The 15,284-nt window shown below is 68.8% G+C and carries 12 protein-coding genes; 4 read left to right on the top strand and 8 right to left on the bottom strand.

Annotated features, from left to right (window positions below):
• Positions 1-16 precede the first annotated feature (16 nt).
• Together AC5I49_RS24115 and AC5I49_RS24110 are read left to right on the top strand one after the other, a co-directional pair.
• Positions 17-1,462 (top strand): aminotransferase-like domain-containing protein, encoded by a 1,446-nt coding sequence (locus AC5I49_RS24115; RefSeq protein ID WP_495790014.1) that lies wholly within the window; start codon positions 17-19, stop codon positions 1,460-1,462.
• 248 nt (positions 1,463-1,710) lie between these two features.
• Entirely contained in the window at positions 1,711-3,873 is a 2,163-nt protein-coding gene (locus AC5I49_RS24110) for a TonB-dependent receptor family protein (protein ID WP_495790013.1), read from the top strand.
• A gap of 235 nt (positions 3,874-4,108) precedes the next feature.
• Here the strand turns inward: AC5I49_RS24110 and AC5I49_RS24105 are convergent, their stop codons facing one another.
• The 6 genes from AC5I49_RS24105 to AC5I49_RS24080 all read right to left on the bottom strand — a co-directional run bounded on the left by AC5I49_RS24105 (position 4,109) and on the right by AC5I49_RS24080 (position 10,300).
• Complete coding sequence (locus AC5I49_RS24105; protein WP_012204371.1) at positions 4,109-5,101, bottom strand: Bug family tripartite tricarboxylate transporter substrate binding protein; 993 nt, start codon at positions 5,099-5,101, stop codon at positions 4,109-4,111.
• A 79-nt stretch (positions 5,102-5,180) separates the two neighbouring features.
• Entirely contained in the window at positions 5,181-7,034 is a 1,854-nt protein-coding gene (ilvD, locus tag AC5I49_RS24100) for a dihydroxy-acid dehydratase (protein WP_495790012.1), read from the bottom strand.
• A gap of 117 nt (positions 7,035-7,151) precedes the next feature.
• Positions 7,152-7,454, bottom strand: coding sequence for a helix-turn-helix domain-containing protein (locus AC5I49_RS24095; RefSeq protein WP_016450218.1), 303 nt, complete (start codon positions 7,452-7,454; stop codon positions 7,152-7,154).
• Positions 7,438-7,821 (bottom strand): type II toxin-antitoxin system RelE/ParE family toxin, encoded by a 384-nt coding sequence (locus AC5I49_RS24090; protein ID WP_495790011.1) that lies wholly within the window; start codon positions 7,819-7,821, stop codon positions 7,438-7,440. Before AC5I49_RS24090 ends, AC5I49_RS24095 begins: the two co-directional genes overlap by 17 nt.
• Before the next feature lie 297 nt (positions 7,822-8,118).
• Positions 8,119-9,588 (bottom strand): cytochrome c oxidase accessory protein CcoG, encoded by a 1,470-nt coding sequence (gene ccoG, locus AC5I49_RS24085; protein WP_495790010.1) that lies wholly within the window; start codon positions 9,586-9,588, stop codon positions 8,119-8,121.
• Between the two features lie 136 nt (positions 9,589-9,724).
• Positions 9,725-10,300, bottom strand: a complete 576-nt coding sequence (locus tag AC5I49_RS24080) for a hypothetical protein (RefSeq protein ID WP_495790009.1) — start codon at positions 10,298-10,300, stop codon at positions 9,725-9,727.
• A 192-nt stretch (positions 10,301-10,492) separates the two neighbouring features.
• On the opposite strand from AC5I49_RS24080, the gene AC5I49_RS24075 reads away from it, so the two are divergent.
• Both AC5I49_RS24075 and AC5I49_RS24070 read left to right on the top strand, forming a co-directional pair.
• On the top strand, positions 10,493-11,464 hold the full coding sequence (locus AC5I49_RS24075) for a DUF2157 domain-containing protein (RefSeq protein WP_016453918.1): 972 nt from the start codon (positions 10,493-10,495) through the stop codon (positions 11,462-11,464).
• Positions 11,461-13,116, top strand: a complete 1,656-nt coding sequence (locus AC5I49_RS24070; RefSeq protein WP_495790008.1) for a GDYXXLXY domain-containing protein — start codon at positions 11,461-11,463, stop codon at positions 13,114-13,116. The genes AC5I49_RS24075 and AC5I49_RS24070 overlap by 4 nt, the downstream gene beginning before the upstream one ends.
• Positions 13,117-13,130: 14 nt before the next feature.
• Here AC5I49_RS24070 and AC5I49_RS24065 read toward each other — a convergent pair whose 3' ends face one another.
• Both AC5I49_RS24065 and AC5I49_RS24060 read right to left on the bottom strand, forming a co-directional pair.
• Positions 13,131-14,252, bottom strand: coding sequence for a CaiB/BaiF CoA transferase family protein (locus AC5I49_RS24065; RefSeq protein ID WP_473210622.1), 1,122 nt, complete (start codon positions 14,250-14,252; stop codon positions 13,131-13,133).
• A gap of 13 nt (positions 14,253-14,265) precedes the next feature.
• Positions 14,266-15,270 (bottom strand): Bug family tripartite tricarboxylate transporter substrate binding protein, encoded by a 1,005-nt coding sequence (locus AC5I49_RS24060; RefSeq protein ID WP_495790007.1) that lies wholly within the window; start codon positions 15,268-15,270, stop codon positions 14,266-14,268.
• Between the last annotated feature and the right edge of the window lie 14 nt (positions 15,271-15,284).

The raw sequence follows: 15,284 nt of genomic DNA, 5'->3' as shown, positions 1-15,284 counted from the left end.
CGCGACCTCCCCAGGCATGACGCGCTACCAGGAACTGGCCGACGATATCGAGGCCTCCATCGCCGCAGGCGTGCTGCGCGCGGGCGACAAGCTGCCCTCCGTGCGTCACACCAGCGAGCGGCGCGGCGTCAGCGCCTCCACGGTGTTCCAGGCCTACTATCTGCTGGAGGCACGCGGCCTGGTGCGCGCGCGCGAGCGCTCGGGCTACTTCGTCGCGGCGCGGCCGCACAGCGCCCCGCCCGAGCCCACGCAGCTGTCGGCCCCCCCGGGCGAGCGCTTTGCCGTGGTCGATGTGAGCGAGCGGGTGTTCGAGGTTCTGGAATCGTCCATGGACCGCGATGTCGTGCCGCTGGGCTCGGCCTTTCCCTCGCCGCGCCTGTTCCCGCTGCAGCGCCTGGGCCAGGCCCTGGCCCGCGCCGCGCGCCAGGCCGATCCGCGCAGCGCCCTCGACGACCTCACGCCCGGCAGCATGGCATTGCGACGCCAGATCGCGCGGCGCTACCTGGCCGACGGTCTGGCACTGTCACCGTCCGACCTGGTCATCACCAATGGCGCGCTGGAGGCACTGAACCTGTGTCTGGCCGCCGTCACGCGGCCCGGTGGCGCCGTGGTCATCGAATCGCCCTGCTTCTATGGCGCGCTGCAGGCTCTGGAGCGCATGGGGCTGTCCGCCATCGAGGTGCCCACGCATCCCGGCGAAGGCATGGACCTGGCCGCGCTGGAGACCGCCGTGCAGCGCCACCGGCCCCAGGCCATCTGGTTGATGACCAGCTTCCAGAATCCGCTGGGCAGCCTGATGCCCGAGGCGCGCAAGAAGGCCCTGGTGGAACTGGCCACGCGCCACCAGCTGCCGCTGATCGAGGACGATGTCTACGGCGAGCTGTACTTTGGCGAACACCGCCCGCCACCGGCCAAGGCCTTCGACACCGAGGGCTGGGTGCTGCACTGCGCCTCGTTCTCCAAGTGCCTGGCGCCCGGCTGGCGCGTGGGCTGGACCGCTCCGGGCCGCTTCACGCGCGCCGTGGCGCGGCAAAAGCTCACCACCACGCTGGCCACCAATGCCCCCAGCCAGCAGGCGCTGGCCGACTACCTGGAAAGCGGTGGCGTGGACCGCCACCTGCGCCGCCTGCGCCAGAGCCTGGCCCTGCAGCGGGACCACATGGCATCGGCCATTGCCCGCCACTTTCCGCAAGGCACGCGGGCCACGCGGCCCGAGGGCGGCTACTTCATGTGGATAGAGCTGCCGCCGTACTGCGATGCGCTGGCCCTGCACCGCGCAGCGCTGGCGCGCGGCATCAGCGTGGCGCCGGGGCCGATCTTCTCGGCCTCGCAGGCCTTCGGCCATTGCCTGCGGCTGAACTACGGCCATGACTGGAGCGACGAGACCAGGCAGGCCCTGGCCACGCTGGGCGAGCTGGCCCGCGCAATGCAGTCCCTTCCCGCAGCAAAAGCAGCAGGGTAAGCGCCCGCTGCGCTGGAGGCACCTGCTGCGCTGTAGCGCCCGGGCAACGCGACCCCGCGCAGCTGCTGCCAGCCTGGTGCCGGCTGGATGATTCTCATTTAGACTCGCGCACCGAACCGGCATTGCCGCCATACATGCTGACCGGTCCTTGTCTCCTGCTTCCGCCTCGCCCGCCGCCACGCGTCCTGCAGCCTGCCAGCCGACCCTTCAGCGCTGCACCATTCCCAGAGGCACAAAGGAAGTTTTCCATGGTTTCCAGCAATCACTGCGCCACGCTCACACGCTGCGCGGCCGCTGTCGCCGCCGCCCTGCTGTCGCTGCAGGCGTCGGCACAGGCGCCATCCCCCGCGACCACCGCACCCGAGGCCGGCCTGTCCGCCATCACCGTCACGGGCAACTGGCTGGACAACCCCACCGAGGAAAAGGTGCTGGACCATGCCGGCGCGCGCACCATCGTCGAACGGGCGCGCATCGAGGAAACCGGCTCCTCCAGCCTGCGCGACGTGCTGCGCCTGGTGCCCGGCGTGCAGGTGCAGGACAGCAACGGCACGGGCGGCAGCGATGTGTCGCTGAACATCGGCGTGCGCGGCCTGACGGCACGCCTGTCGCCGCGCTCGTATGTGCTGATGGACGGCGTGCCCGTCTCCTACGCGCCCTACGGCCAGCCCCAGCTGTCGCTGGCGCCCGTCTCGCTGGGCAACCTGGAGTCGGTGGACGTGATCCGCGGCGCGGGCTCGGTGCGCTACGGCCCCCAGAACGTGGGCGGCATCATCAACTTCGTCACGCGCGCCATTCCCAAGACCTTCGCGGCCGAGGCCTCGGTGGGCACCGAGTTCTACAGCCACGGCGGCAATGCCAAGACCACGCCCAGCCTCTTCGTGGGCGGCACCAGCGAATCCGGCCTGGGCCTGGCCCTGCTGTACTCGGGCACGCATGGCGACGGCTGGCGCGCAGGCAATGACAAGACCGATATCGACGACATCCTGCTCAAGGGCGCCTACCGCATCTCGGCCCAGGACGACATCGCCGTGTCGCTGCACCACTTCGAGGGCTCGGGCCGCATGCCCGGCGGCCTGACCACGGCGCAGTACGCGGCCGACCCGTTCCAGTCCACGCGCTCCTACGACAGCTTCGACGGCCGCCGCACCGATGCCTCGTTCAAGTACAACCACAAGGACGGGCGCAACAACTTCGAGGTGCTGGGCTACTACGTGGACTCGTTCCGCGGCAGCCACATCGAGCAGGACAACGCCAACCAGCGCCGCCTGACCGCCGCGCCGCGCAGCTACCACTACTTCGGCATCGAGCCGCGCTACTCGCGCCTGTTCGAGACCGGCTCCGTGGTGCAGGAAGTCAGCGTGGGCTACCGCTACCTCAAGGAAAGCAGTTCCGAGGTCGCGCTGCGCACCGCCTACTACAACCCCGCCACCATGGCCAACGCCATGGCCCTGCCGATCACGCCCTACCAGACCAGCCAGGGCGGCACCACGGCCCATGCCTTCTACATCGATGACCGCATCGACATCGGCAACTGGACCATCACCCCCGGCGTGCGCTACGAACGCATCAACTCCTTCAACAACGTCAGCAACCTGGGCGCCGACGGCAGCACCGTCACCAGCCAGCTGTTCCCCAAGGCCGAGGCACGCGAGCTCCTGCCCACGCTGTCCGTGCTCTACCGCATGAATGCGCAGTGGTCGCTGTTCGCCAACGCGGGCAAGTCCTTCGGACCGCAGCAGTATGCGCAGCTGGCCCAGACCGAGCGCGGCCTGCATCCCGAATCGGCCAAGACCTATGAGGTGGGCACGCACTACAACAGCCCGGCGCTGAACGCCGAGCTGACGCTGTTCAACATCGACTTCGACAAGGAACTGCTGCTGACCCGCGTGGGCGTGGACGGCATCTGGACCGACCTGGGCGCCACGCGCCACCGCGGCATCGAGTCCTCGCTGCGCTACGACCTGGGCCAGTGGAATGCCGCGCTCAAGGGGCTGACGGCGGGTGTGTCCTATACCTATACCGAGGCCGTCTCGCGCGCCGGCGATTTCGCGGGGCGCGACCTGCCGCTGTACTCGCGCCACACGGGCCAGCTGTGGGCGCGCTATGCGCTGGGGCAGTGGACGCTGAATGCGGACCTGGCCGCGCAATCGAAGCAGCGCTCTCCGGGGTCGGGCACGCAGTATGTGACGCAGGAAGATGCTGCGGGGCGGCTGGGTGATATTCCCGGGTTTGCGACCGTGGGCCTGCGTGCGGGCTATGACTTTGGCAAGTCGCTGGGCAATCTGCGGGTGGCCGTGGGGGTCAAGAATCTGTTTGATCGCAGGTACTACACGCGGTCTACGGACAACAACGGGGGCAAGTATGTGGGGATGCCTCGGACGTTGTATGTGCAGGGGACGTTGCCGTTCTGAGGCTTTGGTTTACGTGGGTCTGTTTTTGACCCTGCCGGGTGGTATTTTTCTGAGGCCGGGTCTCGGCCCGGCGGCCGACTGCCCTTTCTTGATTCGCCAAGAAAGGTCAGATCAAAGCAGGCGACCCGAATGTCCGCGACCCTCCGCTTTGCTGCGGGTAACCTGCGCTGACATACGGGGAGTGGGGAGTGGGCATGGAGCGGGCCGTCGCTTCGCTCGGCCCATTTTGTTCTTTTTAGCCTTCCGCTGTGAATCCCACGCGCTTGACGATGGGGCCCCATTTGGCGAGTTCGGACTGCAGCAGCGCGGCCAGTTCGGCGGGGGTGGAGGATTGGGCATCCAGGCCGAAGGTGGCCAGGCTGTCCACCACGTCGGGCGTGGCCAGGGCCTTGCGCATGTGGCCGTTCAGGCGCTGCACGGTCTCGGCGGGGGTCTTGGCTGGCACGAAGAAGGCAAACCATTCGCTGTGCGCCATGTCCTTGTAGCCCTGCTCCACCAGCGTGGGCACCTGGGGTGCGAAGCGGCTGCGCTTGGCGCCGCTGACGCCCAGGATGCGCATCTTGCCGCCGGCCAGGTGCTGCAGCATGTCGCCCACGGGGCCGCAGACGGCGGAGACGTTGCCGCCCAGCATGTCCAGCAGCGCCGGCTGGGTGCCGCGGTAGCCGGCGTGCTTGAAGTCCACGCCGGCATGCTGGCCCAGCAGGGCGCCGATGAAGTGCGGCGTGGAGCCGGGCGCAGGCGAGCCGAAGTTGGCGCCTGCGGGGTTGGCCTTGGCCCAGGCGAAGAATTCGGGCACCGTGGTCACGCTGGCGGGCACGGCGGGGCCGACGGCAAAGCCGAAGTCGAAGATGCAGCCCACGGTGACTGGCGCCAGGTCGGCCACCGGGTCATAGGGCAGCTTCTTGTAGATGTGCGGGTAGATGGACAGCATGGACGTGGGCGTCTGCAGCAAGGTGGCGCCGTCTGCGGGCCGGCCCTTGACGTAGCTGATGGCGATCTGCCCGCCCGCGCCGGTGCGGTTTTCCACCACGGCGGTCTTGGCATAGCCCGACAGCTTGGTGCCCACGCGGCGGCAGATGGCGTCCGAGGTGCCTCCGGCCGCGAAGCCGGTGATGATGTTCAGGGTCTCGATGGGGCCCTGGGCCTGCGCCCAGGCCTGCTGGCCCAGGCTGGCCAGCAGCGCACCCGCTCCAGCGGTGCCCAGCCATTGGCGGCGGTCGATGTTCATGCGTATGTCTCCGGTTGAAATTGAAACTCTGAAAAAACAGTGGGGGAACAGCGGGGAAATGCGTGCCAGCCCGGCGGCTTCAACTGTCGTCGCGCAGCCAGACCACCTGGCCCGAATGCGTGACCGCGCCCTGGTGGGCCGGGCGCACGGTGAGCGCGTATTTTTCCAGCACGCCGCCCAGCGGCGGGGCCTGGCGGCGCGCGGCGGCCGATTGTTCCAGGCGTGCGGCCAGTTCGGCCTCGCCGATTTCCACCGTGATGCTGCGCGCATCGGCGCGGGCGTCGATGGCAATGAGGTCGCCGTCGCGCAGCGCGGCAATGGGGCCGTTGTCGGCGGCCTCGGGGCCTGCGTAGCCGATGCACAGGCCGCGCGTGGCACCAGAGAAGCGCCCATCGGTCAGCAGGGCCACCTTGTCGCCCATGCCCTGGCCATACAGCAGCGCCGTGATGCCCAGCATCTCGCGCATGCCGGGGCTGCCGCGCGGGCCTTCGTTGCGGATGACGATGACATCGCCGGCCGCGTACTGCATGGCCTGCACGGCGGCCTGGGCCTGTTCCTCGGACTCGAAGACGCGCGCGGGGCCCCGGTGCACCAGGGTCTTGAGGCCGGCCGTCTTCAGCAACGCGCCATCGGGGCAGAGGTTGCCCTTGAGCACGGTCAGGCCACCGTCGCGCGTGATGGGGTTGCCAGGCGTGCGCACCACCTCGCCATCGGGCGGCGCGGCATCGGCCAGTTCTTCGGCCAGGGTGCGGCCCGTGAAGGTGAGCGCATCGCCGTGGACAAAGCCCTGCTCCATCAGCGTGCGCAGGATCACGCCGGCGCCGCCGATGTAGTACACGTCGCGCGCCAGGAAGCGCCCGCCGGGACGCAGGTCGGCGATCAGCGGCGTGCGCGCGAAGATCTCGGCCACGTCGTCCAGGTGGAAGCGGATGCCGGCCTCGTGCGCGATGGCCGGCAGGTGCAGGGCGGCATTGGTCGATCCGCCCGTGGCGCTGACCACGGCGCAGGCATTCTCCAGCGCCCGGCGCGTGATGATGTCGCGCGGCAGCGGGCCGCCGCCTTCGGCGCTGGCCCACACGGCCTGCATGAGCTGGCGCGCGGCGCGGCGCATCAGCGGTGCGCGCTCGCTGAACACGGCGGGCACCATGCTGGAGCCGATGGGCGCCAGGCCCAGCGCCTCGCTCACCATGCCCATGGTGTTGGCCGTGAACTGGCCTGCGCAGGCGCCGGCCGTGGGCAGGCAGGCGCGGCTCATGGCCTCCAGGTCCTGCGCCGTGGCGGTGCCGGCCAGCACCTGGCCGATGGTCTCGTAGGTATCGACCACATTCAGGTCGCGCCCGTGCACGCCGGGCGCCTGCCCCGGCAGGGCCGAGCCGCCATGCACGAAGACGCTGGGCACATTGCAGCGCACCATGCCCATCATCAGCCCCGGCAGGTTCTTGTCGCAGGCGCCGATGGCGAAGATGCCATCCCACTGGTGGCCGCGCACCGAGGCCTCCACGCTGTCGGCGATCAACTCGCGCGAGACCAGCGAAAACCGCATGCCCGAATGCGCCATGGTCAGCCCGTCGCTGACCGACACCACCGGGCATTCATGCGGCGTACCGCCCCCGGCATAGATGCCGGTCTTGGCATGCTGGGCCTGGTCGCGCAGGTTGAGGTTGCAGGGGCTCATCTCCCCGCCCGTGTGGAACACGCCGATGTGCGGGCGCTCTATGTCTTCGTCGTCCTGGCCCAGGGCATGCAGGAAGCTGCGCGTGGTGGCACGGATGGTGCCGGAGCGGATCAGGGCGGAGCGAAAAGGCGTGGGCGTGGGCGTGGCCGCTGCCGGGCTGCTGCCGGTGGTGCTGGTTGTGGTGGTGGAGGCGGCCAGCGATGCGGAGGCGCTGGATTCGGAAAAGACGTTGTCGGGGGAGGCAGGTTTCTTGTTCATACGCGGGACGGAAAACAGCCGCCCACCATAGCGGGGTCTGCGGATTTCCCTATGAGCATTTACACCAGATCGTGTCGCCCGGGAGTCGCCCGCATACCACCCTTGTGTCGCCCCGGCTCAGAGGATGGCCTGAAGGCCTTTGTCGGCGATGACGTTGAGCAGCTTGAGCGCCGGTCCGGCGGGACGGGTTTCGCCCTGCTCCCATTTGCGCACCGTGGAAGCCGTGGTGTGCAAATGCAGCGCAAACACCGGTTGGCTGAACTTCAAAGTCTCGCGCAGCTGTTTGATGTCGGCCGCCTCGAACTCCCGCACCGGGGGAGGACAGATCGCGTCGAACTCGCGCATCGTCACCTTGTCGATGGCGCCCGCTTCGTACAGCGCAGCCAGATCGCCGCGCAGGGATTCAATGATCTTGCTCACAATGCACCTCCAACAAAACGCCTGACTGCAAGGCCGCCGACAAGGCCTGGGTGGACAGGTCCAGTAACAGCTTGCCTGCAAACCTCAAAGCCCTCTGTTCTTCCTGTGTGATGTTCGCCTTGTCGTTCTTGGTGAAACCATGCAGGAAGATGTATCGGTTGCCGATTCGTGCCGACAACAGCGTTCGATAACCCCCACTCTTGCCCGCGCCTGGACGCGCCACCCGCTTCTTGTAGAGAAAGCCCCCCAGGTCCGCGTCGATCAGCCCTCTTTCCATCTCCCTGACCGCCTTGCACAGCGCGGTATCGGGCAGTTTCTCGCTCGCCTGCCATCGGGAAAAGTCCTTGCGTTTGAGAACGCGCGCCATGCCAGCCTCCCAACTATACCCGTTACGGGTATGCATTTCACCTTCATACATATCACCACAGGGTAGAGCCTGCGAATTTGAAGTGCTGCCTCGTGCCTGCCTCATTCAAGCCCCTGTCGTTTCTCCTTGGCCTGACTGCCAGCCCGCTTGTCCGCCTTGTCGGGAAGACACGATAAAAAAAGGCCCCGGAACAAACTTCCGGGGCCTCAAAACCGATGCCAGCCCGCGCTGCAGCGGACCAGGCATCGTGCACAACAACTGCGCTGTACTCCTGAATCAATCCATCCAACTGGCCCTTCAGCGCGGCACCAGGAACGTGCTGTGCGCCTGCTTGGAAAGCGCCGGGTCCCCTACCGCCGTGGCCGTGATCTCCACGCCGTGCGAGCCAGGGCCGGCCGCGCCATAGGGCGCCTGCAGCCGCACCACGACCCAGCGGTCCTGGGCCGCGCCCACGTCCACCTCGGTCTCCGAAGCCACGCGCAGGCCTTCGATGCCCGAGGCCGACAGCACATAGCGCTGGTCCTGCTCCGTGGCATTGCCGATCTGCACGCGGTAGATGTTCTCGATCTGGCCGCCGGCCACGATGCGCGACAGCGTGCCCCGGTCGCGCACCACGTCCACCTTCAGCGGCGTGCGCAGCGCCAGGCTGGCCACCATGGCCGTGGAGATGGCCACCAGCGCCGTGCCGTAGATGAGCACGCGCGGGCGCAAGATGCGGCGCACCAGCTCGCTCTGGCGCCAGCCCCGGGCCACGCCGTTCTGCGTGGACAGGCGGATCAGCCCGCGCGGGTAGTGCATGCGGTCCATGACGCTGTTGCAGGCGTCGATGCACAGGCCGCAGCCGATGCACTCGTACTGCAGGCCGTCGCGTATGTCGATGCCCACCGGGCAGACCTGCACGCACAGCGTGCAGTCGATGCAGTCGCCCAGGCCCTGGGCCCGGTAGTCCACGCCCTTGTGGCGCGGGCCGCGCGATTCGCCGCGTGCGGCGTCGTAGGTGACGACCAGGGTGTCCTTGTCGAACATGGCGCTCTGGAAGCGCGCATAGGGGCACATGTGCTTGCAGACCTGCTCGCGCAGGAAGCCCGCGTTGCCGTAGGTGGCCAGCGCATAGAACAGCACCCAGAAGATCTGCCATGCGCCGGTCAGCGCCAGCACCTCGGGCAGCAGGCTGCGGATGGGCACGAAGTAGCCCACGAAGGTCAGCCCCGTCCACAGCGCAATCAGCAGCCACAGCGCATGCTTGCCGCCACGCCGCGCGATCTTCTCCGGACCCCAGCCGCTGGCATCCAGGCGCAGGCGTGCGCTGCGGTCGCCCTCCAGCCGGCGCTCCACCCACATGAACAGCTCGGTGTAGACCGTCTGCGGGCAGGAAAATCCGCACCACAGCCTCCCCGCCACCGTGGTGAACAGGAACAGCGCCAGCGCCGAGACGATGAGCAGCACGGCCAGGTAGATGAAATCCTGCGGATACAGCAGCCAGCCGAAGATGTAGAAGCGCCGCTGCTCCAGGTCGAACAGCAGGGCCTGCCGGCCGTGGATCTGCAGCCAGGGTATGCCGTAGAAGAACAGCTGCGTGAGCCAGACCATGGCCCAGCGCCAGTTGGCGAAGCGCCCCGAGATGGAGCGCGGCTGGATCTTGCGGCGTGACTCGAACAGCGGGGAATCCGCGCTGGCGTCGGCGATGGGAATCACCTTGCGCGGCGCGGGCCGCGGCCGGGGGGCTGCGGCGGTTTCATCGGGAAGCGGTTTCGGTCGTTCTGACATGCGGGGCCTTCGCCCCGGCCGGTGCGCCCGTGATGCGGGCTTGTCATGAATTGCCGGGGACTGCCTGGACTATGCCCAGCGCCCTGCTCCGCGGGTAGCAGCAGATGCGGTGAATTCGACCGTATCAGATGGAGCTTCAGGCCTGGGGAGCACGAAGACGCGGCACCGCCAGCCGCAACCCCCACGCCACCAGGCACAGCCCCAGCAGCGACGTCAGCGTGCCGATGCGCACATCGGCCTGGAGCACGCCCCAGCGGCTGAAGATCTCCGTCCAGTCATGGTCGCCGCCGCCCACCAGCGGCAGGACCTGGGCGCGCGCGTCCTTCATGTAGCGGGCCACGTTCATCAGGTTCTCGCCCAACCACATCAGCGAGGCGATCCAGCCCGTGCGCTCGCCCTGCCTGCGGAAATGGCGCATGAACAGGGCGGGGAACAGCAACTGGAACAGCGTGCCGCCGTAGACCGAGAGATGCTGCGAGAACAGGGCCACCAGCGGGTGCCCGGCCTCGTGCAGCGCGAGGTTGGCGTTGTCCAGCAGCATCAGCCAGCGGTCCTCGCTGAAGAAGTGGCCCCAGATGATCCAGGCGCCGAAAGCCGTCAGCGCGATGGCGGCAGGGCGTGTGACCGGCGTCCATTCGACCGGGTCGTCGAAATCGTCGAGGTCGGCGCCGCGCTTCATGGCGCCAGCAACGCCGTTGCGTTCAAAGGGCATGCCAGCGGCTTGGCGGGGTACATGCGAGGTCGGCAAAAAGGGGCAGGCGCAGGATGCATGGCGGCAGTGTTCCGGAGAGTGGGAGGAAGATAGCAGGTTGCACCGGCACCGGGCTGCCGCGTTGCAATCCATCCCGGACAGGTTCTGGCAAAGTCGGGCATCCGCATCTTCAAGCCAAGGAACATCCACACCATGAACCTGCGCCCCTTATTGCATGAGCTTGTCCGCCAGCATGGCCTGGACCGCAAGGCCGCCGTGCAGCTGTTTGCACTGGCGGGATTCGAGCAGGAACCGGCCGCCCTCAGAACCCGCCTGTGGCCCGTGGTGGCCTTGCTGGGCGCGGCGCTGGGCGGGCTGGGCATCGTGCTGTGGATTGCCGCCAATTGGGAGAGCATGGGCCGCATGCAGCGCTTTGCCCTGCTGCAGGGCTTCGTGCTCGTGATGTGTCTTGGCGCGGCATGGCGCGCGGCGGCGCGCGTGCCGCTGTCCGTGCTGGCGCTGCTGGGCACGGGTGCGCTGTTCGCCTTTTTCGGGCAGACCTACCAGACGGGAGCGGACCCCTGGCAGCTGTTTGCGCTGTGGGCAGCGCTGACCCTGCCGCTGGCCCTGGCGGCGCGCAGCGATGGCGTCTGGGTGCCCTGGGTGGTGGTTGCCATGACGGGCATCGCGCTGTGGGCGCAGGCCCATACGCCGCAGTTCTGGGAGGTGGAGTCGCGCGACCTGGGCGTGCATGCCGTGGCCCTGGGCGCCGCCCTTGCCGTCACCGCAGTCATGGCACCGGCCCTGCGGCGCTTCACGGGCGCGGGGCTGTGGGCCTTGCGCGGCGCGGGCGCGCTGGCGCTGGCGATGATCACCTCCACCGCCATCAGCGGGCTGTTCCACAGCACGGTGGCGCCGCAGTACCCGCTGGGGCTGGTGCTGCTGGCAGGCGCGGCGGCGCTGGCGGGCCTGCGCAGGCATTTCGACATCTTCCTGCTCAGCGGTGCGGCGCTGGGCCTGAACGTGCTGCTGGTGTGCGGCCTGGTCTATCTGCTGCTGGAAAAACTGGGGGCGGACTTCACGGGCATGCTGCTGCTCGTCGGCCTGGGCGCTGCGTGCCTGCTGGCGGCCACGGTCAGCCTGGTGCTTCGAATGTCACGCAACGCGGAAGGAGGCCTTCAATGAGCCACGAACACGACACCCTGCTGCGCCAGGCCGTGGACCAGGGCATCCTGCCGCCTGCCGCCTTGCAGGACCGCCGCCCTGCCGCCAACGACCGCCATTGGGCGGTGGTGCTGCTCACGGCGCTGGGCGCCTGGCTGGCCCTTCTTCCCTTGCTGATTCTGTTTGCGTTTGCCCTGTCCGACTGGATAGAGCGCGGCGCCGGCACCTATGTGATCGGCGCCATGATGCTGGCCGCAGCCGTGGCCGTGCTGCGCGCCGAGGAGCTGCCCGTCTTCCTGGAGCAGCTGGCCCTGCCTGCCATGCTGACCGGCGCCGGCCTGCTGGGCTTTGGCCTGGCGCGCGACCTGTCGGGGCAGGCTGCGGCCGCGATAGGCCTGGCCATTGCGCTGGCCTGCACGGCCGCCATTGCAAGGCCCTGGCTGCGCGTGCTGCTGGGCGCCGCCTGCGCGCTGCTGTTTTGCACCATGCTCTGGCCGGACAACGATCCATCCACCCTGTACGCAGGCCTGCCGACCTGGGTCATCGTGCATGCGGCGCTGCTGCTCTGGATGCTGCTGCTGGCAGCCCAGTGGCGCGCGCTGGGGCAGTCTGCGGCACAGACCCGCATGGCGGCGGCGCTGGAGCCCTTTGCCACGGGCTGGCTGCTGGCGGTGCTGGCTGGCCTGGCCTTTCTGTCCGGCAGGAGCTTCATGGTGGCCGGCGTGCTGGGCGGCGGCCTGGCGGGCGAGCTGGCGCAGGAAGCCGCCCCAAACATCTCCATGGGCGTTCTGACGCAGGCCGGCTCGGCCGTGCTGGCCCTGGCAGCCGCCTGGTTCGCCCAGCGCGCATGGCCCACGCTGCGGCAGCCGCGCGCCGCCGTGGCTGCCGTGGTGCTGGCCGTGCTGAGTGCCTTTCTGCCCTGGCTGGGCGCCTGCCTGCTGGCGCTGGCGGTGACCGGCACCAGCGGCCGCTGGCGGCAGGCCGCAGCGGCCGCCCTGGCTGCGGCCTGGATCGTGGGCAGCTTCTACTACCAGCTGGCCTGGCCACTGGCCACCAAGGCCCTGGTGCTGGCCGGCTGCGGCGCCTTGCTGGGCCTGCTGGCCTGGGCAGGGCCGCGCGCCGCAGTCCTGCCGGGCAGCGCGGAGACCGCCGCCGCATCGGGCGCGGCGCCCCTGCTGCGCTGGGCGCCGTGGCTGGTGGTGCTGACGGCGGCCTGCACGCTGGCGGTGGCCAATATCGGCATTGCGCAGAAGGAGCGCACCATCGCCCAGGGCCGCAAGGTTTTCGTGGAACTGGCGCCGGTGGACCCGCGCTCCCTGATGCAGGGCGACTACATGCGCCTGAACTTCCGCCTGCCTTCCGAGGACAGGGACGTGGAGAAAGAGAACCTGCGCAGCGGACGCCTCTACGCCATCGGCAAGCTCGATGAGCAGGGCGTGGTGCAGTGGCTGCGCACCGGCACGGCCAGCGAGCCGCTGGCGCCCGGCGAGCAGCGCTTTGAACTCACCCCGCGCGGCGGCCGGTGGACGCTGGTGACCGATGCCTGGTACTTCCGCGAAGGCGATGGCCAGCGCTGGGAGCAGGCCCGCTACGGCGAGTTCCGCGTGGAGCCCGACGGGCGTGCGCTGCTGGTGGGCATGGCCGATGCGCAACTGCGCCCCATCGTGCCCTGAGCGCACCACGCAAATCACTCGAAACTGTCGCCCTCGGCCAACGGCGCATGCCGGTAGCTGGCCGGCGTGCGGCTGAGCTTGACGGGCGCGCCCAGGCCCCGGTAGCCGCCCTCCATCTCCACCACCATCTCGCGGTGCAGGGTATGCGGGTGGTTGAGCGCCGCGTCCACGCCCAGCACGGGCGCGGCGGGCACGCCGATGGCCATCAGCGCATCGGCCAGGGCGGGGCCGTCGCAGGACTGCAGGGCCTGCTCCAGCAGCGGCTTGAGCGCATCGCGGTGGTGCGAGCGCTGGCCGGCCGTGGCAAAGCGCTCGTCGGCCACCAGTTGCGGGCATCCCAGGTGCTCGCACAGCAGGCGGAACTGGCGGTCGTTGCCCACGGCCAGGAAGACCGGCGTGGTGCCCGTGGCAAAGCTGTCGTAGGGATAGATGTTGGGATGGGCGTTGCCCGAGCGCCCTGGCGTCCTGCCGCTCATGAACCAGTTGCCCGCATGCGGGTGCAGCAGCGAGATGCCGCTGTCGTACAGCGAGACATCGACCAGCTGGCCCAGGCCGCTGCGCTGGCGCTCCTGCAGCGCCAGCAGCACGCCGATGACGCCGTTCATGCCCGTGACCATGTCCACCACGGGCAGGCCCACGCGCAGCGGATCGCCGCCGGCCTCGCCGTTGACGCTCATCAGCCCCGTCATGGCCTGGATGGCCGCGTCATAGCCGGGCCAGGCACCCAGCGGACCATCGGCTCCGAAGCCGCTGACGCGGCACCAGATGAGGCGCGGAAAGCGCTCGCGCACCTGCTCCCAGCCAATGCCCCACTTTTCCATGGTGCCGATCTTGAAGTTCTCCACCACCACGTCGGCCTGCTCCATCAGCGCCAGCACGGCCTGCTGGCCTTCGGGCTGGGACAGGTCCAGGAACTGCAGCCGCTTGTTGCGGTTCAGGCCCCGGTAGTAGGAGGACACTCCGTCCTGGAACGGCGGCCCCCAGGCGCGCGTATCGTCGCCCTGCGGCGGCTCCACCTTGAGCACGTCGGCGCCGTGGTCGCCCAGGATCTGGCCGCACAGCGGGCCGCCAAGAATGCGGGAGAGGTCGAGGACACGGATGCCCTGGAGCGCTCCCGCGCGTCTATTTGTGTTCATGGGGATACTCTCGTCAGTCGAGCTTCGCGCCGGAGGCATCGACCACGGCCTTCCACTTGGTCACTTCCTGCGCGATGAAGGTCGACAGCCCTGCTGGCGACAGATCCGATGCCGGCTCCAGCCCCTGGTCGGCAAAGGTCTTGCGGATGCGCTCGCTGCCCAGGGCCTTGCGGAAGGCCGCGTTCAGCGTCTCGATGCGGTCGGCCGGCATGCCGGCCGGTGCCACCACGCCGAAGAACACGCTCACGTCGTAGCCGGGCAGGCCCTGCTCGGCGATGGTGGGAATATCGGGCATGGCCTGGGAGCGCTTTTCCGTGGCCACGCCAATGGCCTTGAACTTGTTGGCCTTGATGTAGGGCATGGCGGTGAGGATGTCGGTGAAGGTCATGTTCACCTGCCCCGCCAGCAGGTCGTTGAGCGCCGGGCCCGTGCCCTTGTAGGGGATGTGCTGCAGCGAGGTGCCGGCCATCTTGTTGAACAGCACGCCCGCCAGGTGCGAGGAGGCGCCGTTGCCCGAGGACGCATAGTCCAGGCTGCCCGGCTTGGCCTTGTCCTGGGCAATCAGCTCCTGCACGGTGGTGGCCTTGGTCGCCGGGTTGACCACCAGCACATTGGGCAGGTGGCCCACGCGGATGATGGGCGCGAAGCTGGTCTGCGGGTCGTAGTTGATCTTGCGGTACAGGTGCTTGTTGATGGCCAACGGCCCCGAGGTGCCGAACATGATGGTGTAGCCGTCCGGCCTGGCGCGGGCCACGAAGTCGGCGCCGATGTTGCCGCCCGCACCGGCCTTGTTCTCCACGATCACGCTCTGGCCCAGCGTCTCGGTCAGCGATATCGCCAGCGTGCGGGCCATGGCGTCCGTGGGCCCGCCGGGCGGGAAGGGAACGACGAAGCTGATGGGCCGCTCGGGAAAGCGCTCGGCCAGTGCGGCGGCCGGCAGAGCGGCGGTGGCGGCGAGCGCACAGGCGCACAGGAATCGGCGTTTCTGGAAGGACGGCTTCGGGTCAGTGCAAGGCATGGTGTTTGTCTCCG

This window comes from Delftia sp., assembly GCF_059499305.1.
This window is presented reverse-complemented; position numbering and strand designations above follow the sequence as displayed.

Coding starts and splice junctions, on each gene's coding strand:
- AC5I49_RS24115 (WP_495790014.1), top strand. CDS start 17: ATGACGCGCTACCAGGAACTGGCCGACGATATCGAGGCCTCCATCGCC.
- AC5I49_RS24110 (WP_495790013.1), top strand. CDS start 1,711: ATGGTTTCCAGCAATCACTGCGCCACGCTCACACGCTGCGCGGCCGCT.
- AC5I49_RS24105 (WP_012204371.1), bottom strand. CDS start 5,101: ATGAACATCGACCGCCGCCAATGGCTGGGCACCGCTGGAGCGGGTGCG.
- ilvD (WP_495790012.1), bottom strand. CDS start 7,034: ATGAACAAGAAACCTGCCTCCCCCGACAACGTCTTTTCCGAATCCAGC.
- AC5I49_RS24090 (WP_495790011.1), bottom strand. CDS start 7,821: ATGGCGCGCGTTCTCAAACGCAAGGACTTTTCCCGATGGCAGGCGAGC.
- ccoG (WP_495790010.1), bottom strand. CDS start 9,588: ATGTCAGAACGACCGAAACCGCTTCCCGATGAAACCGCCGCAGCCCCC.
- AC5I49_RS24080 (WP_495790009.1), bottom strand. CDS start 10,300: ATGCCCTTTGAACGCAACGGCGTTGCTGGCGCCATGAAGCGCGGCGCC.
- AC5I49_RS24075 (WP_016453918.1), top strand. CDS start 10,493: ATGAACCTGCGCCCCTTATTGCATGAGCTTGTCCGCCAGCATGGCCTG.
- AC5I49_RS24070 (WP_495790008.1), top strand. CDS start 11,461: ATGAGCCACGAACACGACACCCTGCTGCGCCAGGCCGTGGACCAGGGC.
- AC5I49_RS24065 (WP_473210622.1), bottom strand. CDS start 14,252: ATGAACACAAATAGACGCGCGGGAGCGCTCCAGGGCATCCGTGTCCTC.
- AC5I49_RS24060 (WP_495790007.1), bottom strand. CDS start 15,270: ATGCCTTGCACTGACCCGAAGCCGTCCTTCCAGAAACGCCGATTCCTG.